Origin of the sequence: Vibrio chagasii (assembly GCA_041879415.1) — a bacterium.
Taxonomy (GTDB): domain Bacteria; phylum Pseudomonadota; class Gammaproteobacteria; order Enterobacterales; family Vibrionaceae; genus Vibrio.
The window spans coordinates 1,345,113-1,369,444 of record CP090851.1; the positions used below are offsets into that span (position 1 = coordinate 1,345,113).

The 24,332-nt window shown below is 42.4% G+C and carries 39 protein-coding genes and 1 pseudogene; 1 reads left to right on the forward strand and 39 read right to left on the reverse strand.

The window, feature by feature from the left end; genetic code table 11:
* Positions 1–7: 7 nt before the first annotated feature.
* Positions 8–523, reverse strand: a complete 516-nt coding sequence (locus L0991_05890) for an adenylate kinase (GenBank protein ID XGB63600.1) — start codon at positions 521–523, stop codon at positions 8–10.
* Between the two features lie 202 nt (positions 524–725).
* The gene (locus tag L0991_05895) at positions 726–1,634 is read right to left on the reverse strand and encodes a LysR family transcriptional regulator (protein ID XGB63601.1); all 909 of its coding nucleotides are present in this window, start codon (positions 1,632–1,634) and stop codon (positions 726–728) included.
* 153 nt (positions 1,635–1,787) lie between these two features.
* Here L0991_05895 and L0991_05900 point away from each other — a divergent pair, with 153 nt between their 5' ends.
* Positions 1,788–2,747 (forward strand): NAD(P)H-dependent oxidoreductase, encoded by a 960-nt coding sequence (locus L0991_05900; GenBank protein ID XGB63602.1) that lies wholly within the window; start codon positions 1,788–1,790, stop codon positions 2,745–2,747.
* Between the two features lie 136 nt (positions 2,748–2,883).
* On the opposite strand, the gene L0991_05905 is transcribed toward L0991_05900, so the two are convergent.
* The 37 genes and pseudogenes from L0991_05905 to L0991_06085 form a co-directional block, all read right to left on the reverse strand.
* Positions 2,884–3,339 carry a DUF302 domain-containing protein gene (locus tag L0991_05905; GenBank protein XGB63603.1) on the reverse strand — a complete coding sequence of 152 codons (456 nt, stop codon included), beginning with the start codon at positions 3,337–3,339 and terminating at the stop codon, positions 2,884–2,886.
* A 111-nt stretch (positions 3,340–3,450) separates the two neighbouring features.
* Positions 3,451–4,464, reverse strand: a complete 1,014-nt coding sequence (locus L0991_05910; GenBank protein XGB63604.1) for an LD-carboxypeptidase — start codon at positions 4,462–4,464, stop codon at positions 3,451–3,453.
* A 103-nt stretch (positions 4,465–4,567) separates the two neighbouring features.
* Positions 4,568–5,014 (reverse strand): GNAT family N-acetyltransferase, encoded by a 447-nt coding sequence (locus L0991_05915; GenBank protein XGB63605.1) that lies wholly within the window; start codon positions 5,012–5,014, stop codon positions 4,568–4,570.
* Between the two features lie 117 nt (positions 5,015–5,131).
* Positions 5,132–5,389, reverse strand: a complete 258-nt coding sequence (locus tag L0991_05920) for a hypothetical protein (protein XGB63606.1) — start codon at positions 5,387–5,389, stop codon at positions 5,132–5,134.
* 162 nt (positions 5,390–5,551) lie between these two features.
* Positions 5,552–5,944, reverse strand: a complete 393-nt coding sequence (locus tag L0991_05925; GenBank protein ID XGB63607.1) for a hypothetical protein — start codon at positions 5,942–5,944, stop codon at positions 5,552–5,554.
* A 67-nt stretch (positions 5,945–6,011) separates the two neighbouring features.
* Complete coding sequence (locus L0991_05930) at positions 6,012–6,425, reverse strand: GNAT family N-acetyltransferase (protein ID XGB63608.1); 414 nt, start codon at positions 6,423–6,425, stop codon at positions 6,012–6,014.
* A 166-nt stretch (positions 6,426–6,591) separates the two neighbouring features.
* The gene (locus L0991_05935) at positions 6,592–7,173 is read right to left on the reverse strand and encodes an HD domain-containing protein (GenBank protein ID XGB63609.1); all 582 of its coding nucleotides are present in this window, start codon (positions 7,171–7,173) and stop codon (positions 6,592–6,594) included.
* 45 nt (positions 7,174–7,218) lie between these two features.
* Positions 7,219–7,641 carry a GNAT family N-acetyltransferase gene (locus tag L0991_05940; protein ID XGB63610.1) on the reverse strand — a complete coding sequence of 141 codons (423 nt, stop codon included), beginning with the start codon at positions 7,639–7,641 and terminating at the stop codon, positions 7,219–7,221.
* A gap of 42 nt (positions 7,642–7,683) precedes the next feature.
* Positions 7,684–8,100 carry a VOC family protein gene (locus L0991_05945; GenBank protein ID XGB63611.1) on the reverse strand — a complete coding sequence of 139 codons (417 nt, stop codon included), beginning with the start codon at positions 8,098–8,100 and terminating at the stop codon, positions 7,684–7,686.
* 132 nt (positions 8,101–8,232) lie between these two features.
* Positions 8,233–8,781 (reverse strand): hypothetical protein, encoded by a 549-nt coding sequence (locus tag L0991_05950; GenBank protein XGB63612.1) that lies wholly within the window; start codon positions 8,779–8,781, stop codon positions 8,233–8,235.
* Positions 8,782–8,838: 57 nt separating this feature from the next.
* On the reverse strand, positions 8,839–9,450 hold the full coding sequence (locus tag L0991_05955; GenBank protein ID XGB63613.1) for a LysE family translocator: 612 nt from the start codon (positions 9,448–9,450) through the stop codon (positions 8,839–8,841).
* Between the two features lie 26 nt (positions 9,451–9,476).
* Complete coding sequence (locus tag L0991_05960) at positions 9,477–9,848, reverse strand: hypothetical protein (GenBank protein XGB63614.1); 372 nt, start codon at positions 9,846–9,848, stop codon at positions 9,477–9,479.
* 23 nt (positions 9,849–9,871) lie between these two features.
* Positions 9,872–10,810 (reverse strand): PD-(D/E)XK nuclease superfamily protein, encoded by a 939-nt coding sequence (locus L0991_05965; GenBank protein XGB63615.1) that lies wholly within the window; start codon positions 10,808–10,810, stop codon positions 9,872–9,874.
* 33 nt (positions 10,811–10,843) lie between these two features.
* On the reverse strand, positions 10,844–11,317 hold the full coding sequence (locus L0991_05970) for a GNAT family N-acetyltransferase (GenBank protein ID XGB63616.1): 474 nt from the start codon (positions 11,315–11,317) through the stop codon (positions 10,844–10,846).
* A complete protein-coding gene (locus L0991_05975; GenBank protein ID XGB63617.1) occupies positions 11,314–11,859 on the reverse strand; it encodes a GNAT family N-acetyltransferase in 546 nt (181 codons plus the stop codon). The genes L0991_05970 and L0991_05975 overlap by 4 nt, the downstream gene beginning before the upstream one ends.
* A gap of 122 nt (positions 11,860–11,981) precedes the next feature.
* Positions 11,982–12,338, reverse strand: a complete 357-nt coding sequence (locus L0991_05980; protein ID XGB63618.1) for a hypothetical protein — start codon at positions 12,336–12,338, stop codon at positions 11,982–11,984.
* A gap of 71 nt (positions 12,339–12,409) precedes the next feature.
* On the reverse strand, positions 12,410–12,745 hold the full coding sequence (locus L0991_05985; GenBank protein XGB63619.1) for a 5-carboxymethyl-2-hydroxymuconate isomerase: 336 nt from the start codon (positions 12,743–12,745) through the stop codon (positions 12,410–12,412).
* Positions 12,746–12,771: 26 nt separating this feature from the next.
* Positions 12,772–13,191: a GNAT family N-acetyltransferase gene (locus L0991_05990; protein XGB63620.1), complete on the reverse strand. Its 420-nt coding sequence runs from the start codon at positions 13,189–13,191 to the stop codon at positions 12,772–12,774.
* Positions 13,192–13,200: 9 nt separating this feature from the next.
* Positions 13,201–13,929: a class I SAM-dependent methyltransferase gene (locus L0991_05995; protein XGB63621.1), complete on the reverse strand. Its 729-nt coding sequence runs from the start codon at positions 13,927–13,929 to the stop codon at positions 13,201–13,203.
* A 141-nt stretch (positions 13,930–14,070) separates the two neighbouring features.
* A pseudogene (locus tag L0991_06000) lies at positions 14,071–14,166 on the reverse strand (DUF2000 domain-containing protein).
* A 49-nt stretch (positions 14,167–14,215) separates the two neighbouring features.
* Positions 14,216–14,647, reverse strand: a complete 432-nt coding sequence (locus L0991_06005) for an NUDIX domain-containing protein (GenBank protein XGB63622.1) — start codon at positions 14,645–14,647, stop codon at positions 14,216–14,218.
* Between the two features lie 5 nt (positions 14,648–14,652).
* Positions 14,653–15,261 (reverse strand): pyridoxamine 5'-phosphate oxidase family protein, encoded by a 609-nt coding sequence (locus tag L0991_06010; GenBank protein XGB63623.1) that lies wholly within the window; start codon positions 15,259–15,261, stop codon positions 14,653–14,655.
* A 47-nt stretch (positions 15,262–15,308) separates the two neighbouring features.
* Entirely contained in the window at positions 15,309–15,698 is a 390-nt protein-coding gene (locus tag L0991_06015) for an HIT family protein (protein ID XGB63624.1), read from the reverse strand.
* Positions 15,699–15,768: 70 nt separating this feature from the next.
* Positions 15,769–16,254, reverse strand: a complete 486-nt coding sequence (locus tag L0991_06020) for a GNAT family N-acetyltransferase (GenBank protein XGB63625.1) — start codon at positions 16,252–16,254, stop codon at positions 15,769–15,771.
* A gap of 349 nt (positions 16,255–16,603) precedes the next feature.
* A complete protein-coding gene (locus L0991_06025) occupies positions 16,604–17,053 on the reverse strand; it encodes a DUF3291 domain-containing protein (protein XGB63626.1) in 450 nt (149 codons plus the stop codon).
* A gap of 54 nt (positions 17,054–17,107) precedes the next feature.
* Complete coding sequence (locus tag L0991_06030) at positions 17,108–17,587, reverse strand: ATP-binding protein (protein ID XGB63627.1); 480 nt, start codon at positions 17,585–17,587, stop codon at positions 17,108–17,110.
* Between the two features lie 21 nt (positions 17,588–17,608).
* Positions 17,609–18,187, reverse strand: coding sequence for an HD domain-containing protein (locus L0991_06035; GenBank protein ID XGB63628.1), 579 nt, complete (start codon positions 18,185–18,187; stop codon positions 17,609–17,611).
* A gap of 73 nt (positions 18,188–18,260) precedes the next feature.
* The gene (locus L0991_06040) at positions 18,261–18,683 is read right to left on the reverse strand and encodes a GNAT family N-acetyltransferase (GenBank protein ID XGB63629.1); all 423 of its coding nucleotides are present in this window, start codon (positions 18,681–18,683) and stop codon (positions 18,261–18,263) included.
* A gap of 78 nt (positions 18,684–18,761) precedes the next feature.
* Entirely contained in the window at positions 18,762–19,115 is a 354-nt protein-coding gene (locus L0991_06045) for a tRNA-binding protein (GenBank protein XGB63630.1), read from the reverse strand.
* Positions 19,116–19,258: 143 nt separating this feature from the next.
* Entirely contained in the window at positions 19,259–20,137 is an 879-nt protein-coding gene (locus tag L0991_06050; GenBank protein ID XGB63631.1) for a transglutaminase-like domain-containing protein, read from the reverse strand.
* 100 nt (positions 20,138–20,237) lie between these two features.
* Complete coding sequence (locus tag L0991_06055; GenBank protein ID XGB63632.1) at positions 20,238–21,059, reverse strand: NAD(P)-dependent oxidoreductase; 822 nt, start codon at positions 21,057–21,059, stop codon at positions 20,238–20,240.
* A gap of 84 nt (positions 21,060–21,143) precedes the next feature.
* Positions 21,144–21,557 carry a hypothetical protein gene (locus L0991_06060; protein XGB63633.1) on the reverse strand — a complete coding sequence of 138 codons (414 nt, stop codon included), beginning with the start codon at positions 21,555–21,557 and terminating at the stop codon, positions 21,144–21,146.
* A 135-nt stretch (positions 21,558–21,692) separates the two neighbouring features.
* Complete coding sequence (locus tag L0991_06065; protein XGB63634.1) at positions 21,693–22,346, reverse strand: hypothetical protein; 654 nt, start codon at positions 22,344–22,346, stop codon at positions 21,693–21,695.
* A 13-nt stretch (positions 22,347–22,359) separates the two neighbouring features.
* Entirely contained in the window at positions 22,360–22,473 is a 114-nt protein-coding gene (locus L0991_06070) for a DUF3265 domain-containing protein (protein ID XGB63635.1), read from the reverse strand.
* A gap of 69 nt (positions 22,474–22,542) precedes the next feature.
* Positions 22,543–22,821 (reverse strand): hypothetical protein, encoded by a 279-nt coding sequence (locus tag L0991_06075; GenBank protein XGB63636.1) that lies wholly within the window; start codon positions 22,819–22,821, stop codon positions 22,543–22,545.
* 198 nt (positions 22,822–23,019) lie between these two features.
* Positions 23,020–23,574: a hypothetical protein gene (locus tag L0991_06080; GenBank protein ID XGB63637.1), complete on the reverse strand. Its 555-nt coding sequence runs from the start codon at positions 23,572–23,574 to the stop codon at positions 23,020–23,022.
* A gap of 165 nt (positions 23,575–23,739) precedes the next feature.
* Positions 23,740–24,219 (reverse strand): hypothetical protein, encoded by a 480-nt coding sequence (locus L0991_06085; GenBank protein XGB63638.1) that lies wholly within the window; start codon positions 24,217–24,219, stop codon positions 23,740–23,742.
* Between the last annotated feature and the right edge of the window lie 113 nt (positions 24,220–24,332).

Genomic DNA, 24,332 nt, shown 5'->3' on the forward strand with positions numbered 1-24,332 from the left:
ATAATGGTCAAATTACATGGTCACGCACAAAGCAGTTTAACTCGCTCACACTTCTGATGATGTGAACCTCTTGCTCTTTCGTACGTAGTTCTAAGCGCGACCTAAAGTCGTCATTCCAAAATGTGGGGCTAAGCTTAAGCATCTTGTAGCTTTGTATCGTTCCTTTGATCACTGAGCTTCCGTCAGGCCAACCTTCAGGTTTCACAAACAAGCCCTTCAGTAAACGTTTAGTCACAAACCAATAGCTCACAGGATAAGGAAGGTCGATATAAATTAGCGTGTCTGCGGTATCTAGGCGCTTTTTAAAGGATTCTATAGGGCCTAATCCATCGATAATCCAGCTTTCAGAGCTAAGAATGCGCTCATGCATGTGTGAAAACACCTCGCTATCGACAAACTCACCATTCGCTTTGTAAACCAGCGAATCAAGTTGGTGTAAGTCTATCCCTGTCGCCTGCGCTAGCGCCTTACTAACCGTAGATTTACCACTCCCAGGCTTACCAAAAACCGCTATTTTCTTCATATGACTTCCTCAATTGAGATAAACCCATAAGACAGATACAAAAAACCCACCTTATGGGTGGGTTCGATAAATACAGCGCATCAAGCTTCCCACCATTCCTATGGAATGATGATAATTCGTTGGTTAAGTGGCGCTAAATTCATTTTCATAAGACCACTTTTATATATTGCGAATAGATTGTCAACCAACTCTAGAAGTTAAGTTAGAGCGAGCCGCCGACTATCTTTTCATGTAAGAAGTCTATGAGTACACGCACACGACGCGCTTTTTGGCTATTGCGATGAAAGTACAAATAGAGCCCAGAATTATCACTCCAACAATCTTCTAGAATTGGTATCAGTTCACCGGACTCAAGCTCTCTCTCGACCATAGGTTCAAGTAAACGCCCGATACCAAGCCCCTTCTTAGCGGCATCCACCATGATATCGGTGTCATTGACTATCATTGCGCTTTCAACACTTGCCTGAACCGTGTTACCACCATCCATTAAAGGCAATAGAGCGAGTTTATTCGACGTAATGAAACGGTACTGGATTAACTTGTGTTCTTGTAGCTCTTCAATACATTTGGGCACACCATGTCTTTCTATGTAAGCTGGTGAAGCAAATAGCGCTTCTTTAAGCTGCGGGGTTATTGGCCTTGCCACCATCCCTTCTTCGACCTTGTCACCAAATCGGATACCAAGGTCAATTCCATCTTTCAAGATATCCACCGTCGCATCTGAAATAGATATTTCAAGCTGTATGTCTGGGTATTGAACACAAAACTCGGCGTAGATGGGCTCTATCCACTTCTTATAAGCAAAACGGGGAACTGTGATAGAGACATGCCCTGAAGGGTTACGACTCAGATCTGCAACACTTTCCATCGCACTGCTTAAATCGCTAATAGCATCTACCGTTTTGGCGTATAAGGTTCTCCCCGCCTCAGTCAGTTCAACTCTTCGTGTGGTGCGAGTAAAAAGCGGTAACCCTAGTTCATTTTCTAGCGTCTTTAGTGCCTGACTGACGGAAGGAGGCGCGACTTCCAGTTGACGTGCAGCTCCAGAGATCGAGCCTTCACTGACAATCGCATGAAACATGGTTAGCTGGTTGTAAGTGGCTCCCTTCATCGTCCGTTCCCCGATATTTGATTGAATTATTCTAAATAACCACAGTCGATTATTAGGCATAGCCTAATAGTTATTTAGAAATTAGTCATCTAAAACTAACAACACAACACGTTTATGATTGCTTCATCAAATACGAACAATGAGACAGTCACCATGAGCAAAACAGTTGTTATTTCAGGTCACCCTAATCTAGCTGAGTCATACACAAACACGTTAATCATCGACACATTAGAAACCGAGATGAAAGACGTGTCCGTTCGCCGTTTAGATACACTCTATCCAGATTACAAAATTGATGTCGAAGCAGAGCAAGCAGCCCTAATCGAAGCTGATGTGATTGTGCTTCAGTTCCCCTTCTATTGGTATTCAGTACCAGCTTTGCTGAAAAAGTGGATAGATGATGTGATGACGTTTAACTTTGCTTACGGCCCAGAAGGAAACAAGCTTAAAGGCAAAGACTTCTTCCTCTCTTTCACGGTTGGTGGGCCTAAAGAGTCTTATGATCCTTTAAACTACAACCACTTTACGATTGAACAGTTCATGTACCCTCTGCAGCAGACTGCTTACTTAGCGAACATGAACTACCATGCGCCAGTTTATACACACCGAATGGTTTATATCCCTAATGTGTATAACAAATTGGAAGAGGTTCAAGAGCGCGCTAAAGACCATGCTTCACGTCTTATCGGCGAAATTCGCAAGGTCACACAATCGGACGAGCAGATCATTCGTAAGTTCTCCAATGAATGGTTTGAACAAATGGACTCTCTGTCAGAACAAACTGACATCTTCACTGAGTCACTGTCGCCAGATGTGGTATTTAATGTTCCTGAAGGCGATTTTATCGGTCATGCTGGGTTCAAAGATTGGTATGCGTTGCTACGCTCCACCTTTAAGCCAAACTGCTCTCATGACATAGAACAACTCGAAGTAAAACCGTTAGGTTCGCAGTATCAAGTGAGCCTGCATGTAAGGGTAAAAGCAGGCACTTACACCGATTCTACAATGGAAGGTCAGCAAGTTGATTTTGTCGTGAACGAAACTTGGTTAGTCTCTGTTGATGAAAACACCAGCGTTAAGATTCACGAATATGAAGTGGTTCCTCTAGCTTAGTGTGTAATTAAAAATAGCCTCATTGATCAAAAAGGACAGCAGCTAGAAGTCGCTGCTGTCCCCTTTAACATCCATTTTTGTGACCAAGCTGAGTATTGTTCTCAAACCTTAAACTGCACGTTATAAGCCTTGTGTGCTAGTTTTTCGCAACTGTCGCTTCAGATAACTTACTAAGCACACCTGAGATTTTCTTGATTACCTCATCACAGCCATTAATCGCATGACGATTGACTAAGTAATTAGGATCGTTATAAGACAACCACACTTTTTTGTTTGCATCTTCAGTCACTAACACCTTCTGAGGTAAATCAATCGCCACCTCTTGCGAGCATTGCATTAAAGGCGTACCTACTTTGGGGTTGCCGAAAATAATGACTTGAGTGGGTCTTAATTCTAGATCCACTTTGCTGGCATTCTTTTGATGATCAATTCTCGCAAATAACGTCAAACCTTTGCTCTTCGCGATCTCTTCAAAACGGTCAGCTGTTTCTTTCACGGAATAATTACTTTGGTACTTTATCAAACCGTCAGACGCAGCAACGGAAAAGGATGCAGAAAGTAGAATGGCGCATAGCGGTAGTAGTTTTTTCATTGTGACCTCTGAAGTTTACCGAATTGAACATACGTTTATCGCGCCATCTCAACGTTGTGGCGTAACCTAACTCAGTATAGACAGGTTTATAAACTCAGTTTGCTGAGAGGATCACCTTTCGCTAGGTATTTTTACCCAAGGCCCCTGCAGCTCAAAGGTCTGATTGTCAAAGTCGATACTTCCTTGAACGCCTAGTGGCGTGACTAACATTGGGTGAGTGTGGCAGCTATCAAATCCATACAGTATCGGCACGCTTTTACCGTTTAACACTTCAAGAAGCACATCAAGAGGCGTTCGTCCGGTCCCTTTATTATCGAACAACTCATGCTTGCCTAAGATGATAGCACCCACCTTATCAAACACTCCGCAAGCCAACAGGTGTGCAAAAGAGCGCTCTACGGTTTCGATACCCTTCAATGAGTCTTCGATAAGGAAAATATCGCCATCGAGAATTTCGGGCATATATTGGCTACCCCATATCCCAGCCATCGTACTCAAGTTACCACCAATCACTCGGCCACTAACTTTTCCTTTACCGATAAACTTCCATTCATTGTCATAGACTGGCTTCGCGGAGTTCTGAGTTTCCCAATCATGTTTAATATCCGTCCATACCTTGGGCATGGTGTATTGATGTTGACTTGTACTCTCGAACAACAACTCACTGAATGATTGGAACGTTTGATCAACCAGCGGCGGAAACTCACCAAATGAGGCAACAAGTGCCGGACCATAAAATGTGACTAAGCCAGTTTGTGCATGAATCGCCAATAGCAATGCGGTTACGTCGGAGTAACCGATGATGATCTTTGGATCCTTTTTGAGTGCCTCATAATCAATATACGGTAATAACGAGTTGCTATTATTGCCGCCAATTGTAGACATAATGCAGCGAACTTCAGGATCTCGAATCAGTTGGTTTAGCTCTTCGGCTCTTGCTTGAATAGTGCCAGAACGGTAGCTATCAGACTTACCCGTCAATGAGCCTTCGACTAAGGTAAAACCTTTCGATTCCAAGTAATTTTTAGCGCGAGCAAACCGATTGGGAGCGAACACTGTCGCTGGGGAAGACGGTGAGAAAAAGCCAATTTTGTCACCGATGTTTAAAGCCTTTGGGTAAATCACTTCCTTTGTCCTCCATAACAAAAAGGAAACGGCATCATGAGCCTTATTAGATGAGGTTATTCGAGCTTGTCTTTATTCTGCTTAAACAGTGCATCCAGCACAATTAAAGCTCGATATACAACCTCAACATATCTTGATGTTGAATACCGTTTTCAAAGATGGGTTCTGGATAATGGTCGATAAAGTGGTTTTTAACCACGCGATCAACCCTAAAACCAGCTCGTTGATAATAAGTGAGTTGATAACCGAACGTACCCGTTCCCAGTTCAACACGCTTAATTCCTTGGTTACCCACTTGCTTGAGAGCGAAATTTAAAACCTGAGACCCAATGCCTTGCTGTTGATGTTCAGGGCAGACTGACACGTTAAAAATCTCTGCAGTATCGTCACTGATTCGTTTAACAACACAGACACCAAGAGTTTGGTTATCTCGTTTCGCTGCGTAACACCATGATTCGCTTAAGTACGATGCAATACTTGCTTCAGACGGGTCCGCTTCAAGTAACAATGACATTGGGACTTGCGTAGCATCGACGACGACATATTCCATTTAAACCTCAAGATATAGGCACACTCACATAGACAGGTTACTGTAATCTAAGATGCTGAGTAGCAGAAGTTTTAGATCCTAAAAGTTAGGTATCGAATGAAACCAAATCCAATAATATCAATGCCATGACTTGGTGCCACACTTCTCACACTGATATTGATATTCTTGGTCTAGGAAAAATCCAGGCGTGTCTTTGTCGTCTTTAAAGAACAGGTTTACGATATACTCCACTAACATCCCTATTTTCCACTGTCTTGCTTCTGATTCCGCTTGCTCCTTTTGCTCCTCTACAGAGCTGCTCATAGCAAGGTGTGGAGTCATTGAGTTACAGTTTTCACAGTAGTATGGGTGCTTAATGTATTTACTATCAATCATTTATATAAACCAACACACATTTATAAAGTTAATTGCATAGTAACAAGCTAACGTTGGATTATCTAACTTATTATATTGATCGACGTCTTATGGCATGTAATTACGCTACACAAGACGACGAGAGTGCCGTGGCTAATGTGTCAACTAGCTAAAGAAGGTTAACTATAAATCGAGCTTCTTTACTGTGACGGCGTATGTCCACACATCAGTGTCGTCATCACCAAAACTCATACTCACTTCACCACCCTCAGGCTTGAGCACGAAATCTGGCATCTCACTGTAGCTTGATCCACTTTCATTAGTACATGACATCGTGGCCGATAGAACAATCGTGTTGTCATCATGTTCAGAGAGCGTTCCTGTATACGAACACTCATCAACGCTTGTGGTAAGCGTCTGGCCAAGGTAATCAAATTTAACCGATGGAAAGTCGCGCTTTAAGGATTGCTCTACCACTGTAACGGTCATTTCATAACTACTGCTTGGTAATTCACTGTCAGCGAATACACTGCTTGATAGGCCAAGCAGCGATAACGCTAGGATTCTATTTTTCATTAATTGATGTGTTCCTTTTAAACTTGGGGCTCTTTGCATAACGTCATGGTAGAGCCACAAGTTTTTATTACATGTGCTTGGGTGGAAACTTCTTTGTCATGCCTTGGCTAGAAGGAGATACAAGCTTATAACCGAGTTTCTCATAAAACACTGGTTCATCAGCAATCATGGAAACATACGACCCTTCCAGTGCAACAGAAGATAGGTAATTATCGATGTATTCCATCACTTTTCTGCCCAAACCCTGCCCTTGATAGATTGGATCGACAGCGACGTCAACCACTTCAAAATTACATGCACCATCACCGACAACACGCCCCATCGCAATGAGTTGGTCACCATCTCGAATTGAGATACCGTATAAACTATTTGGTAAAGCGATTGTGGCTGCTTTCAGTGACTTCGGTGACAATTTTGCTTTCACCCGCATCTCACAAAACTCGGCTGGATTTGGGACTTTTTCTTCGTATTTGAACGCCATTTTTACTGCTCCTTATGATGAGCAGTGAGAATACACACCATAACTGTATAAATAAACAGTGCCTCGATATTTTGATGAGAATGTCACAATCTAAAGGGCATATAACAGCCCAAAAGGAGGATGATGTCATTCCTTGTCCATCGTCCTTGGCAAGCTGGATTTAAATTTACTTCAATAACCCTTGGTCGGCGGCGGCTTCAAGTTGAACTTCTAGTTCGCTCCACAGTGCCTTGCTGCCTTTAGAAATGCGTTCACCGTTAAATGTCAGTACCTTATCTTTGGATATATTGTGCTTCTTCCAGCTATGACCGCCACCATGGATGTTATGAAGTAAAGGGGGCACTCTATCGATCGCTTTACCGAACCTTGCTTCCGGTGACTCACCCGCTTCAAATTCTAGCCATAACTCCAAATATTCGGACTTTAGTTGGCTCGGCAATGACTCAAGCAAACGCTCGACACAGTTTCTCTCTTTAAGTTTGTTTTCTTCCGTTTCACTGGCGTAAATAATCGTGTCACCTGCATCGATTTCACCGAGATCGTGTATCAGCAACATCTTCATCACTCGGGTAATATCGATCTCTTCATTCGCATAGTCTTTCAACATCAGAGCACTCAAACAGACATGCCAGCTATGCTCAGCGGAGTTTTCATAGCGATCCAGACCGACTGGCTTCGTTTGTCTATGAACATCCTTCAACTTTTCCACTTCAGCCATGAATTCCAAAATGCCTTTGATTTCTTCCACGATACGCTTCCTTAACTTGAATTGATGTTTTAGTGATGCACAGGGTTACAGGGAGAGTCTTTCCCCCCACTGAACCGACATCTTGTAGTAAGAGACTCCCGATTTTTGGAATTCAACGCCTTCGACCTGCATCTCAAACCTTTGATAGAAACCCAAAGCAGTTGTACGAGCATCACACCAAAAATAACTCACTTGATCCGCTTGTAGGTCTTTGATGATGTGTTCGATGACCTTAGAGCCAACACCCTGCCCTTGGTATTCTGGCAATGTGGCAAACTTACGCAGTCTGGCTTGCTTCTCTTGGACGTAAACAGACGCAACACAAACTAATCGGTCATCAATATAGGCACCATAATGCGTGGCATGCTCATCGCCTTCTACCGCACAAAACGACATTGGTTTGCTTGGCCACAGTACTTGATGACGAATGGGCAGCACATCAGCCGCTGAAATTTTGATTATGTCCATGTTGCTCCGATACCATTTGGTGTTGGCTTTTAAGGTTCAGGCTTATCGATTCGCCATCGGGTGATCGGGATTTAATTGCAGAAGATCCCATAAGTTTCCATAAAGGTCTTCGAATACCGCCACAGTGCCGTAGGCTTGCTCTTTCGGCTCCCGAACGAATTTGATTCCCAAAGACACCATACGTTCATAGTCACGCCAAAAATCATCGGTATTTAGGAACAGGAATACACGACCACCAGCTTGATTACCGATAAAATCCAGTTGCTCGGGCTTGGATGCTCTCGCCAATAATAGGCTCACACCGTGTGAATTGGGTGGAGCAACAACAACCCAACGCTTATCTTCTTCTGGTAAGTAGGTATCTTCGATAAGCTCAAACTTGAGTTTGTTCACGTAGAAATCTAGGGCTTCATCGTAGTCTTTTACGACAAGTGCAATATGAACAATATTTTGTTTCATAACGTACCTTGTTATGGGTTAAGCAAGACCAAAATCATGCCATGCCTTCAGTTCATACTCTAGAAATAGATTCCTTAAAATAGAGAAAAAGCTTCCTGGTGCGTAGCTTAAAACAAACCATATTGTTCTGAATTACAAGTAATTGGGCGCATTGTGATAAGCTTCTAACTCGATCGGAGCCTCACCGTAACCAAACACCGCTAACTGCAATAAATACTTCTTAGTAAACGCCTCTATCCCAAGATCTTCTGCCTGTTTTACATGGATCAACTCATGGGCAAGCAACAACTTATCTCCTTTGGCCCTATTCGCAATCCAAATACCATATCCGAAAGCCGATCCCGTAAAATAAGGTGAATCTAAGCCCAACCTTTGCATCTGAAAACGCAGTGACTCATTTTCAGGTAATGGCATTTTATCGACATAAAGAACGCGTATTTTTTCTGGATGTTGGATACCGATGTCGCGTGCAATCTTTAGATACTGAGGGCGTAAAGGAACACCTTGAGACAATGCGATTTGCTCATGCTTTTTCACATACTTTATCGAAAGCGGATAATACGCTTCGATCTGTTCCACAAGGTTAGCTGGTGGGTTGGCGTATATATCGGCTTTGTCTTTACAAGCAAATAGAGCGAGTGACGCCAACAAGAAAGTTACCGTTTTAAAACGAGTCTTCATATTGGGTGAGCTCCTTTCTTTCCCGCAGTTAAGACCGCACTACTCTAGAACATAACCTCATGACTTTGTTGCGAGTAACACCCCACATGTCGCCAAAAAGCCGCCCGAAACCTTGTTAAGTAAAGTCTTAGCTGCTCGCCCTTGAAAAACGAAACTCGCCTTTGATGCCATACACGCATAGATTCCCAACACGCCACCAACAGAAAACGTTGAGATAACTAATACAGTCGCGACATCTAGCGAAGAGAATGACTGGAGATCGATAAAGGCAGGAAAAAAGCCCATATAAAACAGTATCGCTTTAGGGTTTGAAAGGGTCATCAAAACACCGACAATGACACTTGACGCCCTTGTTGCTTCCGAAGTTTTAACTGGTGAAACATCATTGCTTGAAGTCCATGTCGTATAAGCTAACCAAAACAGGTACGTAATTCCGATGTACTTGATGACTGTTGCAAAGTCTCCCATCGCACTGGCCAGTGCAGTGAGACCGGAAAGAGCAAGGAAGATAAAGATATAGTCTGCGATGAGTACACCAAATACAACTAACAAACCTTGTCGCCATCCATGACTAATTGACCTAGAGACTACAGCTAAAACACTTGGCCCAGGTATGGCCGCAGACAGCGCCATAGCTAGAAACAAGGCGATACCAGATGTAATTGACATGTTCCCTCCTTAGAACAAATGCCACTTTAAATTTTAAACTTCTTGGTCAAACGACAGCTACAATTGCCAAAAACCGAGCTCAACACCACTTTGAATGACAATGGCACACATTCCGTGACGTGGTAACTCCATTGGTGGAACTGCAACTTCAGCACCCATCTAGCTGCGTTTACTGCCGCTTCAATGTCCTTCACCAGCGTGTAATGGCGAACGACTGGCTCCTCAGTTTCACGAAGTGGTCCTCTCACACCAATAACTCCACCATTTGAGAGCTTAGCGGTACGAGCGCCACCTAAGTTCACATCCGCATCACTAAACTTCACATCGTAGATCTGCGCGTAAGTTGCACAAACCGTATCTACTTCAGGGGTAACAATTTCAAGATATTGAACTTTCATGACCTTTCCTTGTTTTTATATTATTACGTTATTAACTTATGGCGAACTGATTCCATATAATTAAACAACTCCAATGCTACCGCTATCGCTTGTTCAGCGGCAAAAAGAGAGCTATCAAAAGTCTCTTTTATAGGATCAATTGGGGGGACTTTCACTTCAGCAACGACCGACTTTCCAGACTGCTTCACACTTATTGGATAAGAAGCAAATTCATTAAAAATTAGCTTAAGCTCGTCATATCTATCTGCTTGAGCTGAAAACATAACTTTAACTACATCACCATATATCTGATGAATTATCTTAATACCTTGGTGATCTCTAAAGGGATGAAAATGAATCCAAGTATGTCCCTCAGCTCTTGGTTTCGCTTGTTCTGGCTTTAGCTCAGGGTAATTCTTAGCTACGTAACTCAAGTAGTCTTTTGCGTATTCAGTCATGGCATCCGACACGGATGACACATAACCTCTTTTTTGTTTCTCTATGGCTGATATTAAGACACTAGCGCGATACTTACTGCGCTCATCTCCAGCCTCTTGGAAATGCTGGACAATAGATTCGTACGATATATAACTGTCATAGATTTCACTACTTCGGTCCAAATATGCATTTGGTGCCATCAAGCATGTTTTAAAAGACGACCAAAAACCGTCTTGTTTTCCTTTTTCCCCTCGGAGCTGGTAACGCTTTCCTTGGCTTGGTTGCGGACAAGCATCCACTTTGTTCTCAATCAGAAGAGACTGCGATACCCCAGTTTCATCGACAAATTTGAATATTATATCGGACTCTCCAAGCGCACCATCTGTTACGGAATGCCAGCAACCTAAGATAGTTGGAACAATATTTTGTTCAAAAGCTTTAGACACAAACCAACTGGCAAATGATTGAGATACATGCAATTCTTCGACTAGAAGCAAATCGATGTCTCTCTCAGTAACATTACACCAAGTATTCAAACTATCCATTATCCCTCACAACTGTCCATCTAAACCAAGTGACTAATCTCTGATTAGGCCACGCATAATGAACTGTGGGCCGGCAGCGCCGCCTAGGTACTGTTCATTGGTATCCTCAAAACCACCTTTAACATAGCAGTTATAGGCTGCGGGATTTTTACAATTGACGGTTAAGTAGATCCAATCATACCCTTCATAATTGGCTGCTAGATAAGGAAATAGCGCTTTCACCGCGCCTGTACCTAACCCCTTTCCTTGTTGATTTTTATCTAGAGCAAACGCCCTTAAGCCAATACTGCCTTCAGGGCAAAATTTGTAGTGAGCCGGGTAAGCAACATCAAGCTTAAAGAAGCCCACCACCTCATTGCCATGTTTAATAATATGTAGATGCGTGGTCTCGCTACCGTCTGACAAAAAGTCCGTTGCTGTTCCTGCGAATTTAACCTGCTCATCTGCGAGCTGAATTTCGTTAACTTGCTCAATATGAGCCTCATTGAGTCTTTCGATAGTGATCATTGTTTTCCTTTCGTCTGCAACGTCATAGTTAGCTCAGACACCGACTGACCATCAATTCGATAGTAGTCTTCCATTTCGCCGACAACCGTAAACCCCGTTCTCAAATAAAGATTTTTAGCAGGAAGGTTGTTTGACAATACATTAAGGTCTAGCCAATCAATCGCTTCGTTCTCTCTGCAATATTGAGTCGCCACATCCATTAGCTTGGAGCCTAAGCCTTGCTTTCTCACACTGCTGTCGACACCCATGCCAAGCAACACACGGTGAGAACAGTAATTGCCCTTATGATGGCGCAAATCGATATGGCCGCGAATAGCACCATTCGAATCTTTAGCTAACCAAATTTTTCGCCAGCCATTCTCTCCAAACTCAAACTTAAACCCATCAGAAAAGCGAGCCCTATGTGCTTCCGACATTTTACAATCTGACTTTGAGACTGGTTGGAATAGCGGTGTCTCTTCTAATGCGATTTCTGACAACTGTGTATCCAGATATACGAACAAACTCTCTATATCAGAGTGTTGTGCTTCTACTATTTTCATTACTACTCCTATTCCAACTTTGCCTCAAATGGCAGAAATGTTTTGTCGCCTTAGACATTGAATATCGTTAATGCCAAATCTAAAGAATCGACATCGATACAAAACAATGCCACTCGGGTCAGTTAAAACTCGTCACAGGTATCGCGAGAGATCCTATCTGGAAAATCAAAATTCAGATTATTATCGTCTTGCAAGATAAACAGAACACGCCCATTTTCAACGCCCGTTTCATTTCTATCAGAACATCCGAGAAAGAGTTCCCAGTCGAACGCATATTCAAGACGATACTGGTTATGATTCACATGTTGCACACTTTTGATTTTGATTCCGTTGACCACATGTGCCATATCATCGATGTACGACAGGTCTGGAACCAGTTTGTCCTCAAACTTACTCTTATTGTCAGTTAAAAAATCGGTGAGCTCAGAGCATAGTTCTGGGCCATGAACCAAAGGTTGAGATTTATGGATAAACAACATTTCCCAATATTCCTGCAGCGAGTTGGAGTGAAGATACAAAGATCAGCGTATAAAATGCGACTTCCAGCCTGTTAAACAACGACCTTTGCATAACTGTTTCTGTCCATATCAAGCACCTCAACGGTGACCGATGCTCTGCTGAGGGACAAAGACAGCAGTTGCGTCATCACTGTCTCAGATAGCATTGCTTTGTCTGTATCACTTCGGCCAGACAATATCCGCACCGTCACATGGATAAAATCTTCTTTTTCTGTACCCGTTTGGTAGTTCTCATAAGCAATGCTTCGGACTTTGATGTCTCGCCCGTCTGCTTCGAATAACTCTGAGTTAAGCGCTCCTAGAAACACTTTGTTATTCAGTTGCTCGGCGTTAATCGTCGACGAGTGTTCGATAATACAATGTGGCAAATCTTGCTCCTTAATAATTGTGCAGTTTACTGCCTTGTGAGCGCCTTAGTGAGGAACGCTAGTGATGAGTCTAGAGGATAATTCTCAAGCACCATTTGGCATTGGTAGCCATGCTTCTCATAAAAAGGTTTGGCCTGAAAACTTAACGTGTCGACCAATGACGACGTGCAGCCTTGGGACTGTGCATACTCCTCTAGGCGTTGCAGTAGCTTGCTACCCACCTGTTTTCCTCGCATCGAGTCATCAACCCAAAGAAATTTTATCAATAACCAGTTTCCCCAAAGATCCGCAATAACACCACCGACCTTAACACCCTCTTCCATGGCGTAATAGCCCACTTGAGATTTAGGTATGCCTTCAAGAAATGGCGTATTGTGTTTAATTAGACCAGAACGAACTTCGTTTATGTCACTATCCGATGGCTCGGTATCTAACGTGTATTCCATTAATTTTTCCTAAACCAGCGATGTCGACACATTAACTTGATACGTGGAGAAGTATGTATCGACAGAAATTGTATGACGTTCGTTCATTTCACTCAAAGCACTCACTACCGCGCCAAACGTGTGATTAGGACCATAGTGTTCAGATAGTGCCGAGTAGCGTCTTGATGATGAGAACAAGACATGAGCGAGTTGATCTGAGCTAACCTCTAACGTAATTGTTGCTTGGTTAACTTGCTGTTCGACCATACTATTGCTTCCTTCGAAGTTCTCAGCATGGTTGTAAGTTGAAGCTCTAGAAGGAAGCGTAACGCCAAGTGACTCAAGATGCTCGTCGAGCAGAACTTCAAAATCGTAAGCAATCACCCAAGCATTGTTTCGACAGACTCGAACAATCTCATCGATCAATGCTTCAGATTTTGCATAAGATAACGAACCTGCAAACGAGACAACATCGACTGAGTTATTGCCCAAAGGAATATTGTCGCCAGTACCTTGGAGGTAATTTAAACCTTCGGCACGACTTGCCTGTGCAAGCATCGCGCTACTTGGATCAATACCAATCACTCGGCTGCAAAACTTAATAAGTGCTTCACTCGAAACACCGGTTCCACAACCTATATCCAAACCTAGTTCGAAATGAGTGTCATTAGGAAGGGCGACGCCCAGGATTTCTTGATGAATTGGAGGGCGATACGCCGCATAGTGTTTAGAAATTTCGTCACTGTATTCATCGCTCATGCCGAATCTACTCCATGAAAATGACCAATATCGTATAATACTGCTTAGTATCTTAGACTCGTAAAACTAGCACTAAATTATTGTTATTTAAATACATAGCCTAGTTGTCACTGGAGGTATTGAGCGCTGTAGCACAAAGGCCTATTTGTACAGACTCAACTTTTTCGTAAATTCACGCAGAATATCGGTGCTGCCGAACAAACAGACCCCGAGGTATTCCAAATCCGCTTCTTCGGTAACCACCGTTCACTAACCACTAGTCAACGCTCACCATACTGGTTCTGAACTACGCACAAAATGAATGGTGACTGGCATTTCGATCTAAGTGTTCGACACGTGGCGCATCGTTCAATTGCTGAGTGATCAAGTAAGTTATCGGTGTGCAATTTTCGGGTAGCTCATCACGGTCAAACCAACGTAACTCTTGGCATAAATGGGGCTCAGCATTCTGTATGTCGCCAGTCCATTCATGGCATAAGTAGAAATAGTGACAAATGGGTAGCGCTGGGTCAGAGACAATCGCGAACAGTGCTAAGTTACCAACGTCAACTGCGACCTCTTCTCGTGCTTCTCGCTCTGCTGCGGTCCGAGGCAACTCCCCTTGCTCTATCCTTCCCGAAGGAAATCCCCAGTATTGGTCGAACGCTTCTGTGTTTTGACGAAAGCCGAGCAGAAACTTAGAACCCGACACAAAGATAATTTGGACTACATTCTTCATGAGTATCACAGTGTCGATTGGTAATATTTGACCATATCGTCTTGATTGATCGCTGGGCCTTCTAAGCTCTGTTGATCTTTCATGATCTGTGCAAGTGAAGGCAGAATAGAACGCTCGACTTTAAACGTTTCAGACCAAAGCTTGCCTCTCATTACCGCTTTAGCGCAATGAAAGTACATAGACTCTACAGCGATTTTAATCACGACTTTTGGGGCTTTCTTGCCATCAGGACAAGCGGCAAGCAAATTTGGATCGGTATGGATGCTGGCTTTACCTTTAAGACGTACCACCTCATCAATCCCATTAACCATCAGCAGCAATCCAACTTCAGGGTTATTGATGATGTTTTTTAAACCATCAATTCGATTATTTCCCGAGCTGTCAGGTATTAGAACCGTAGACTCATCGACAACCTTAATAAAACCGGGCTCGCCGCCTTTTGGAGACAAATCGCCAAAGCCGTGCGAGTCTGTCGTGCCCAACACGGCGAAATGGCAATGGTTGATCAAAGTAATCGCATGGGCATCCAGTGCTGGAAGTACTTTATTTTTAGCCCTTTTACTCGGCTCAGCATAAAGCTCATTCAATTGTTCTAATGTTTTTATTTCACTCATTGTTAAGCCTTTTCGTGCACTTTTGTGCATCTAATTTTTACTATAAATTACAAGTGTTTTAATGACTCGTGCAGTTTCTCTATACTTTGAATGCCGAGTTCACTACTCTGCCAACCGAACTGATCGCCCTCAAATCTTGGAAAGATATGCAGGTGGTAATGAGACAACTCATTAAACTCACCGTTATTTTGCAAGAATGAAATACCATCAGGTTTAAACGCCTCTTCAATACGTCTATACACCTGCCTAACGACGGAATGAATTTCGGTAAGAACACCTTCTGGTAGATCTATATAGTTGGCGTACGGATGTGTCGGACAAATCAAAATATGCCCAAAGTTGATAGGATTGTGGTCAGCAAAAGCAATCACGTCATCGGATTCATAAACGATGACAGCCTCCATTTCGCGGCGAACAATTTTTTCGACTATTGTCATTTAAAATCTCCAAGTTTCAGTTTTGAGCATTAACCTTCTTAACGAGCTATAGGACGTACATAGCGCTTCATTATTTTTTGAGTGACTTGTACATGATGTAACTGTTAACTGGACCAAATTTAGGATGCTTATATGCCTTTGGGATGGCACCGATAATACTAAAGCCAAGCCTTTCCCAAAGCTTGATTGCAGTTTTGTTCGTCGACACGACACTGTTGAATTGCATCGCCTCAAAGCCTAATTCAATCGCGACTTGTTGTGAGTGTTCGCACAAAGACCGAGCGATTCCCTGCCCCCTTGCCTCTTCGGAAACCATGTAACCGCAGTTACAAATATGACCGCTTGGACCCATTGCATTAGGCTTTATGTAGTACGAGCCTAAAACAACGTCATTCTCGGTGTAGACATAAGTTTTTGATGGCTGTTCACACCAAACCGAAAAAGCTTGTTCCATCGTCATCTCCGGATCAAATGCGTAGGTTTCTTGTGCTTGAATCACAGCCGAGAAAGTAGGCCAAAATGACTCAAAGTCAGATTTAGACATTTCCCTGATCATGAATTTCCTCCTAAACCAAATTTATGGCAACACGGATTCTACTACCGCCAAGTTGACACATTGATGTGGTACTTATTTATCGGAGGCGCCCTGTTAATAATTAGTATGTTACGAAAGGAGAATACAGCAGCAAAAGGTCAAACTGAGTGGTGAAAAGAAGTTATAAACCTTCGCTAACTGGCTAATACATTTCCGTAACGTACTGACTACCATAGCAAATATGCCTCCAGTCCGGATAGATGCGGAAGTGCGTAGTGATACACATTATTAACAAAGAGCTACTATGGATAAAATGTTTTATAACCCAGTTATTGAGGTAAGCCGATCACCAACAAGTTCCGACAGCAGGCTATCTTGGAGCCTCTTCCTCAGTGAAGTTTGTTTTGAAGGTAAATGCGTAAGGAGAGTCTCCCACTTCTCTGAGGTGCTCTAAACGTTCAATCGCTTCATCAAGGGTTGGGATGTGATCATCCTTAACCCACCAAAGCACATATGTGTCTTCCGCTAAACGATGAAACCATTCGCCCTTTCTTCGCATAAAGTCGCGGTGGTGAGTTCGAAACATGAAGTTCTTTAACACGTCGACCGATTCCCAGACAGACATATTGACGATCATGTTCGGATCATCAAACGCTTTTATGTTGGTTGCATCGCCAGATTCATCTTTAAGGCGCCACACAAACCCTTCACTACTTTCGGCAATGCCATTTACCAATTCCAAATTATCGACGAAGTCTTTAATCTCTGGTGCGTCTAAAGGGTATTTCGCGAGTGCGATATTTAATTGAGCGAGTTTCACAATGCTTCTTCCTTGAATGATTATGATGAAAACGTTAAACCTTTTGATTAATGCCTAGGTTGTCTGCTGAACCCAGACCACATTTTCATTTGAGGTTGGTATTTCAAACCAAGACCAGAACAACGCTAGCATATCAGGCGTCATTTCATACGACTTTCCGTTCAGATTTGCGTTGCGCTTCAATGCCCTCTGCTTACATGTCTCAAACGATACATCGAGATAATGAACTTCACTTTCAACACCGACAGTCGATGCCCATGTTATAAAAGCATCACGGTCTGCTTTCTTCCAAAAGCCAAAGTCGAAAATAACAGGGACATCGAGAGAAAATAGCTGAAGCGCAGATTCTTTAAACAAGCCTTGTAGCGTAGCGAGCCGTTTATCGAACACATCGCGCTCCATGTGCTCGCCATATAGGGGAATCATCCACTCATCAATCGAGAAACGAAAAGCGTTATGTTTATCTGCAAGCTGCTTGGAGTAAGTCGTCTTACCGGAACCAATGAAACCACATACGAAATAGATTTTAGCCATAATTCCTCGTTACCTTAGTCTTTAAAGCGTGTTGTTTGCAGATGCTAAAGCTTCTGTGTCTTTATCTATAATTTTGCGTATCGAAGCTGTGAGTTCATCGTTGTCAGTGTACTTTCTGCCATAAGACAAATTGAAGCCATAATCAAAGTCATCTGGGTTTTGCCCTTGAGTATGCTGTAGCAAGGTTTCAATTTTATCGAGAGCTTTAGCTAACTTTGCTTCTTCTGATGACGCGTTTTCGTATTCATCCCAAAGCACAAGAATATCTTTTTGCAAGTTATCAGGAAGAGGTTCAATCAACGTAATCAGATCACGCCTTTCTTGCTCTCCCTTATTCGAACCTTCGACTTGATCGATGGCGGCAATATCACCACCAATGGCCTCACCCAAATCGTGAATGATGCACATCTTTATCAGTTTGAGCGAATCAATATGTGGGTACTGCTCTGAGAACATCATTACCATCAAACATAAACGCCAAGTGTGTTCAGCGGTACTTTCATGTCGACCATTTGAAGTGCGAGCTGTTCGCAATGTGTTCTTAAGCTGCTCAGCACCTCTTAAAAACTCCAAGACGCCTTCTATTTCTATATTTTTCATCACATTATATCCGGTGAATTCATAGAGCACTTGGTACCAAGTGTGAGGACCTACATTTAACACCAACAGTTAGCTAGAAGAGCTTTTTCGACATGTTGTAAAACCTGTCATCAGTCCTATCTACTACAAACCCCGCTCTTTCATAAAGTCGGAATGCAGGGCTAATTTTAAAGACTCGTAACTTAAGTCGATTTACACCAGCCTCAACCGCTAAACGCTCACACTCCGTAAAGGCAAGTGCACCAATGCCTTTACCTTGGTGTTGCTCACTGACCTGTAAGTCTCGAATATAACAACTGTCATCATCAAAGACTAAGCGGATTGCACCAACGATTTCGCCATTGAGCAAAATATCGAAGTTGGTTAAATCGCGAATTTGCTCTTCGATCTTCAAGCAATCCCATTCGACCGAGTATTGCTCATAGTAAGAACGCATGTTTAAAAAAGTCATCTGCGCAGAAGCAGATAGATCTTTTGTTTGTTGATAAGAAACCACTGAGCCTCCTTACATTCAATCAAATTGCAGACTAGGCTGTTACGTTAAATGACTTAGCCATAACCTCTGATGCGAGGTTTACCCTGCTCTGGCGCCGTTTGGCATTTCACTCTCTGGGCAAGCTAAACATGGCTGTAATTTGTCTTCATAGCCGATATCAAACAACATACCCTGAGACACTTGACCAGCCATCTTACGTTCAGGTAGGTTAACAACGAACAATGCTTGCTTACCTTCTATTTCCTTCGGGTTTTCACGCTCTTGCTTTATGCCAGCCAAGATCGAACGCTTATGGTCACCAAAATCGACCGTCAACTTCATCAGCTTATCGGATTTAGCAACCTCGGAAACCTCAACGATCAAACCCACACGAATGTCGATTTTTGCGAAGTCATCAAATGTGATTTCATCTTTAATTGGAGCGTGTTTCATGCATCTGTCCTCAAATATATTCGGAACGTATAAAGCTACATCAAGTAGTGCTTGTGTCTAACATAAAGCATTGTGCCATAAACACAAAACCCTAGGATGGGTTGAAAATGTCGAGTTATTACAGTGTTATACAAATTATGCGGCTACAGTGACGCATAGAGCTCAGTTAAAGTCGGGAACTTAGAGCAATCCCAATCACTTGGAAGCTTTATTTCACTGCACGACTTAACTAACTCAACAGCTTTGGCGCTATCTGAAGAGCAACTAACCTCGGCAAGTTCATCCAGTAAAGCTAATTCAGATTCTCCAGAAATCGGGCTTATGAATTTAGGCAGTATGCCCCACCCTGTATCCCATGTATGCATTTCAAATTTTGATAATGCATACAGGTCTCGAATGAGGCTCCCTTTGATAAACGCTAAGCCTTTAAAATCTCGAAAACCAAATTTATCAGCCGACTCCCTATTTTCACGACATAACTTCCAAGCCTTGCCTGCTACTATAAAGTTTGATGACGGTACATCACACGGTTCAAATTCAAACTGCAGGACTTGACGATGAACCTCGTCTAGCTGAGCATCCACGGATACCCACCCTTTCCCTTCGTTCCAATATTCACATACCCAGTGATCTTCAAAATGGTTTTGAGCCAAATAAGTCGCAAACCCACTCCTTAGCCGAGCTGGCACTCCTTTGTCCCTCAAGATAGCGCAAACCAGCAGGGAAAAGTCTCTACAAATACTGATAATTCGCTGGTTTGGCTTCTTGAACGTATGAGAAGGTTCAGCTGATTTCAACATTGCCAAAGAGACTAAGTCTTTAGCATGCCGAGTCTGCATTTCTGTAAGTTTGGTTAGCGGGTCAGCCTCTACACCATAATGCTCAAGCCAATACGAGTGAATAAGGTTTCCTTGAACAAACTTACATATACCCGCTATATCATCAGGCACTTTACTGATATCGAGCAAATCATTAGGGAGCTCTGTAAACTCCGTATTTTTTATATAGTCGTTGGTAACCATCTGTTTTAAGCCTTCGTAGATATTCGCGCGTATACATGGCGCCTAGTAATGATGTGAGGTACGAAATGCCATGCATTACGAATCAATTTTGTACAGTTTGTTATGTATAATTTTCTATATACTTCCTCAATGACTCTGTCGGTTCAAACAAAGGACTAATTGGAAGGTTAAGATTTAGCTTTTCAATTTCGGCTGCTGAAGCGCCATGTTGCCTCTCAAATTCACCCCAACTGATCTTATGAACCCGCTTTACGATTTGACAGTCTAGTAACAGCTGGGAAAAAGCCTCAGGACTATACCCTTCAATCTCTGCAATAAAATGTTGCATAGCGGGACGTTTACCTCGAACTAGTGCCAAATAAAATTTAGCGATGTCATCAACATGGATATATTGGTTATTGCCTTTAGATGGTATCGCTACTTGGAGAGTTTGGTCGGATAAAGAATCTACAATTCGCTTTAGCTGGCAGTTTTCGCCACCATAAACCAAACTAGGACAGTAAACGACATGCCACTTCCTCTTGATAGCGTCGCCTATTGTAACCGTGTCCGGTTTCACCACCTCTAGAGGCCTAAGCCTAAACTCTTTGAGGTCATGGCACGAAGCATTACCGAATAGCCAAACACCCGATGTGTGGATTTTTGTCGCACCTTCAGCTGCGAATCTATCCAACTGAGTTAGCAGCTTGGACTCTAAATCAGCTATTTCCTCCGGCGAAAATTCTGACCAATGTGGGCGAGCACAATTTATAACGATATCAAAGTAACCAGAGAAATCTGATGGGGCTTGGTTGAGCCTCCGAATAGAAGATAAGACACCGAGAGTCCTGCTGTATGTCGAAACTTCAAAGCCACATTCGACAAACAACTTAGTCACGTGGCTACCAATATACCCATTAGATCCTGCTATCAGTACTTTCATTCTTTCTTTAGCTCTCGATTACACAAAACACTTTGAACCAAAACTGCCAAGCGTTGGGAATTCGTCTTGAACGCTTGTTATGTATCACCGACGATACCAGACTTTTTCAGGTTTCCGATCTAATTGCCAATCGATATAGTCTTGTGGTGGTCGATCTATATCGATTATATGTTCTATACCAAACGGGATTTCGACCCCAAACCCAAGATATACACTTTCCTCGTTAGGTTCGATACAACAAGGTTGAAAATCCAGAATACCGATAAACTTATCGTCAACGATTTGAGATATAATTACGTACCCTCGCTCAGATTCAATGTGGACTTGACCCATTTCATCTTCACACTCAATTTCCAAGATTATCTTAGCTGCATCTCCAACTTTCAGAGCTTTCCGGTCATTTAAGGAAGGAATCCAAAAGGTATCTGGGTTGTCTCTATGACATTTTTCTCCATTCCTTAGGTGCCAAAAGTCATCTTTAAAATTAGCTAGTTCCATAAATCCTCATGTGATAGATAGCGCCCTGTTAAGGGGTGAGCCACGCAATACCGAAGCCGCTCCATACCGCCTTAATCACTTAAGTCAACGCACTGTAAAAATGCCACGCATTGCGAATCTGAATTAAACGTTTTGTTATGAGTTCGGGAGTCTCACTATCAAAGATATCCCAGCCCAACTGCTACCTTTACGTTTATTACTACTAGTGTGCCAATCATTGATTCTGTCCCAATACAAAGGATGTTCGTCCAGTTCGGTGTCTAACCAATTCCCTTGTTCATCATTAACGATATAGTGACTAGTTAAACTCCCATTTGGTAGTTCATAAAATATCACTGATATTTTCAAACTATATTCATTTGTGAATTGTTCAGCATCATCTAGCTCAAATATAATGTTTGAACTTTTTAGTCGATTGTACTCATCCGGATACCGAGTATTCAAAAGTTCTTCTGCCCCCGGAGCACAGGCTAATGCCACATCAAATCCAAAAGTTCTAAGCACGTGAACAACCATAAACATCGGGCTAAAACCACCTGATTTCACATACTTCCCATCGCTCATTGGTAAGCCAATACCCGTGATTTGGTAAATGACATTTGCTAATTCATTCGATTCCAGTGAGGTATTTACTTCTTTAGATTTGTTAGAAAAGCACTCTCTTTCTACATCAAAAACAGGGATATTAACCTTTCTATTTTCCAACCCAAAATACCTAATGCAGGCAACTACACTGTAGGCTCCACATAGATAGCTTCCATCTCGCTGTCTCAAATTTGGTAATTTCATGTTCGATTTCCATTTAGAACTCATAGCGTCCTGTTGAGGGGAGGAGCAACGCAATACCGAAGTCGCCGCATACCACCTTAAACACTAAAATCAACGCATAGTAAAAATGCCACGCGTTGCGAATCACTCTTAAACAGATTGTTATATGCCTCAACCCAAAGCCGGAGAGTCCCTTAGTGAGTCCCCAAAGCAAGAGCTACAAGCTATATAGCCTTTTGCGATCTTTACGATAGCACTTAAAAGCCAAGACCCAGAACGAAACTAAGGCAAACAATGCTACCTTGTCGTACCTATGTAATAGCTTCCCAACTATGGCATCTTCCAAAGGTTTCATTACCCCTTGGAACTCAATTTCAGCGATGTAGTATTTGCCGACCAATAAAATGACGAAGTGAAAAACGACGCCAAGAATCAATGCTAATTGAGTGCGTTTGGATAATGAAAGCACATATAGAAATTCATATACAAGGTTCATTTTTACTTCCTAGCTGTATTGGCATATAACGCCGCGTTAAGTGGTGAACAACGCAGGCCACCTCACCTAAAAGATTAGGCCGTAGACACTGAAGCTAAATCAAACTGAAAATGCCGAGTGTTGGGAATCTGTCTTAAACACTTTGTTATAAATACATTGCTTACAAGCATCCCGCTTAAATTCTCACAACACAGAGAATTACTCTTTGTCTAAATGTAGTTGGCAGTTGATCTTCTCGAAGCCAATTAGTGTCTTAGAGTATATAAGGCTAACTGTAGCGGGCAGATTTTTCTCAATAATGTGATTGTAAGATCCCCGACAAGTTATGCTTTTCCCGTCTTCAGAAACCTCTACTAACGCTGCCCAAGATCTTCCAATAGTCGTTGACTTTGACTCAAGTATGCTCAGCCCAGTAGTCACTCTTTTATCTAGCTCAATACTTTGATCAATCGTCGAAAGTAAGAAAGTTATTGCTACCCATAATAAGAAAGCAACTGTTGACTTCGAGTATTTTTCATACCAACGGCTTTTCTTAGGCCCATATTGTTTGAATGTATTGCTTTCAACCGCAGTCTGATTTCGAGACTGTACCCTAATAAATTTCACAACAAACATTAAATAGACAATGACTGCAGATACAAGCATTACTACAGCAGAGTAAAGAAAATTATGGGTTACATCATAGTTAATCTCTGAAAAAACGTAGATATAAAAGACCAAACATATAGCTTCGCCTACAAACCAAAACTTCAATGTACTCTCCCTCACATTCGAATATGTATGCTTCCAAGAACCACCAGACTCAAAAGTAGATGGTATTTATAACGCCGCATTAAGGTATTAGCGACGCTTGGCTATACTTGAGCGCAGCGAAAGCGCCAAGCGTTGCGAATCACTCTTAAATTCTTTGTTAGGTTTTTACTCAAATAGTTCACTAAACTTCTCTGAATTCCAGACTGAAACAACTGGCGAATCTGATACAACCGCTTTGCTAAAACCATACTTTTCGCTTTTAGTAACGAAAGCTATAGGAACGCTTCTATATAGTAAGGCTACTGAATTACCATCAGCCGACCATTGAAAGCTAAAATCTTGCTCTACTGTCTTCTCAATAATTGCTGTTTTGGAAACTAGCCCTTGGTGTAATTGTGGCGGTTCCCCTGCTCTCATTTTCTCCTTCCAAGATTCCTCGGAAACAGGTGCGTACTGTATGTACGCCACAGCATCTCTTTCTGGCTTTTGAGTTTGAGGCTTAGTTAGGTAAAGAACCCCAGACTCTTCAAACTCATCGAGAATTGCATAACGTTCGGACACTTCGTTATATGAGATTAAAAACAAACCCTCAGACATTACTACCCCTGACATCAGCATACAAAAAATAAACAGAACTTTCTTCATGTGACTCCGAAAACCTAACGCCGCATTAAGGTGTGAGCAACGCTACCACGGAACTTAACCATACAACCGTAAACACAAACCCCAACGATGGAATGAAAAATGCCATGCGTTGG

What these genes read in the sequence shown, in the direction of transcription:
- L0991_05890 (XGB63600.1), bottom strand. Translation starts at nt 523, where the DNA reads ATGAAGAAAATAGCGGTTTTTGGTAAGCCTGGGAGTGGTAAATCTACG.
- L0991_05895 (XGB63601.1), bottom strand. Translation starts at nt 1,634, where the DNA reads ATGAAGGGAGCCACTTACAACCAGCTAACCATGTTTCATGCGATTGTC.
- L0991_05900 (XGB63602.1), top strand. Translation starts at nt 1,788, where the DNA reads ATGAGCAAAACAGTTGTTATTTCAGGTCACCCTAATCTAGCTGAGTCA.
- L0991_05905 (XGB63603.1), bottom strand. Translation starts at nt 3,339, where the DNA reads ATGAAAAAACTACTACCGCTATGCGCCATTCTACTTTCTGCATCCTTT.
- L0991_05915 (XGB63605.1), bottom strand. Translation starts at nt 5,014, where the DNA reads ATGGAATATGTCGTCGTCGATGCTACGCAAGTCCCAATGTCATTGTTA.
- L0991_05920 (XGB63606.1), bottom strand. Translation starts at nt 5,389, where the DNA reads ATGATTGATAGTAAATACATTAAGCACCCATACTACTGTGAAAACTGT.
- L0991_05925 (XGB63607.1), bottom strand. Translation starts at nt 5,944, where the DNA reads ATGAAAAATAGAATCCTAGCGTTATCGCTGCTTGGCCTATCAAGCAGT.
- L0991_05930 (XGB63608.1), bottom strand. Translation starts at nt 6,425, where the DNA reads ATGGCGTTCAAATACGAAGAAAAAGTCCCAAATCCAGCCGAGTTTTGT.
- L0991_05940 (XGB63610.1), bottom strand. Translation starts at nt 7,641, where the DNA reads ATGGACATAATCAAAATTTCAGCGGCTGATGTGCTGCCCATTCGTCAT.
- L0991_05945 (XGB63611.1), bottom strand. Translation starts at nt 8,100, where the DNA reads ATGAAACAAAATATTGTTCATATTGCACTTGTCGTAAAAGACTACGAT.
- L0991_05950 (XGB63612.1), bottom strand. Translation starts at nt 8,781, where the DNA reads ATGAAGACTCGTTTTAAAACGGTAACTTTCTTGTTGGCGTCACTCGCT.
- L0991_05955 (XGB63613.1), bottom strand. Translation starts at nt 9,450, where the DNA reads ATGTCAATTACATCTGGTATCGCCTTGTTTCTAGCTATGGCGCTGTCT.
- L0991_05960 (XGB63614.1), bottom strand. Translation starts at nt 9,848, where the DNA reads ATGAAAGTTCAATATCTTGAAATTGTTACCCCTGAAGTAGATACGGTT.
- L0991_05965 (XGB63615.1), bottom strand. Translation starts at nt 10,810, where the DNA reads ATGGATAGTTTGAATACTTGGTGTAATGTTACTGAGAGAGACATCGAT.
- L0991_05970 (XGB63616.1), bottom strand. Translation starts at nt 11,317, where the DNA reads ATGATCACTATCGAAAGACTCAATGAGGCTCATATTGAGCAAGTTAAC.
- L0991_05975 (XGB63617.1), bottom strand. Translation starts at nt 11,859, where the DNA reads ATGAAAATAGTAGAAGCACAACACTCTGATATAGAGAGTTTGTTCGTA.
- L0991_05980 (XGB63618.1), bottom strand. Translation starts at nt 12,338, where the DNA reads ATGTTGTTTATCCATAAATCTCAACCTTTGGTTCATGGCCCAGAACTA.
- L0991_05990 (XGB63620.1), bottom strand. Translation starts at nt 13,191, where the DNA reads ATGGAATACACGTTAGATACCGAGCCATCGGATAGTGACATAAACGAA.
- L0991_05995 (XGB63621.1), bottom strand. Translation starts at nt 13,929, where the DNA reads ATGAGCGATGAATACAGTGACGAAATTTCTAAACACTATGCGGCGTAT.
- L0991_06005 (XGB63622.1), bottom strand. Translation starts at nt 14,647, where the DNA reads ATGAAGAATGTAGTCCAAATTATCTTTGTGTCGGGTTCTAAGTTTCTG.
- L0991_06010 (XGB63623.1), bottom strand. Translation starts at nt 15,261, where the DNA reads ATGAGTGAAATAAAAACATTAGAACAATTGAATGAGCTTTATGCTGAG.
- L0991_06015 (XGB63624.1), bottom strand. Translation starts at nt 15,698, where the DNA reads ATGACAATAGTCGAAAAAATTGTTCGCCGCGAAATGGAGGCTGTCATC.
- L0991_06020 (XGB63625.1), bottom strand. Translation starts at nt 16,254, where the DNA reads ATGATCAGGGAAATGTCTAAATCTGACTTTGAGTCATTTTGGCCTACT.
- L0991_06030 (XGB63627.1), bottom strand. Translation starts at nt 17,587, where the DNA reads ATGGCTAAAATCTATTTCGTATGTGGTTTCATTGGTTCCGGTAAGACG.
- L0991_06035 (XGB63628.1), bottom strand. Translation starts at nt 18,187, where the DNA reads ATGAAAAATATAGAAATAGAAGGCGTCTTGGAGTTTTTAAGAGGTGCT.
- L0991_06045 (XGB63630.1), bottom strand. Translation starts at nt 19,115, where the DNA reads ATGAAACACGCTCCAATTAAAGATGAAATCACATTTGATGACTTCGCA.
- L0991_06050 (XGB63631.1), bottom strand. Translation starts at nt 20,137, where the DNA reads ATGGTTACCAACGACTATATAAAAAATACGGAGTTTACAGAGCTCCCT.
- L0991_06055 (XGB63632.1), bottom strand. Translation starts at nt 21,059, where the DNA reads ATGAAAGTACTGATAGCAGGATCTAATGGGTATATTGGTAGCCACGTG.
- L0991_06060 (XGB63633.1), bottom strand. Translation starts at nt 21,557, where the DNA reads ATGGAACTAGCTAATTTTAAAGATGACTTTTGGCACCTAAGGAATGGA.
- L0991_06065 (XGB63634.1), bottom strand. Translation starts at nt 22,346, where the DNA reads ATGAAATTACCAAATTTGAGACAGCGAGATGGAAGCTATCTATGTGGA.
- L0991_06075 (XGB63636.1), bottom strand. Translation starts at nt 22,821, where the DNA reads ATGAACCTTGTATATGAATTTCTATATGTGCTTTCATTATCCAAACGC.
- L0991_06085 (XGB63638.1), bottom strand. Translation starts at nt 24,219, where the DNA reads ATGAAGAAAGTTCTGTTTATTTTTTGTATGCTGATGTCAGGGGTAGTA.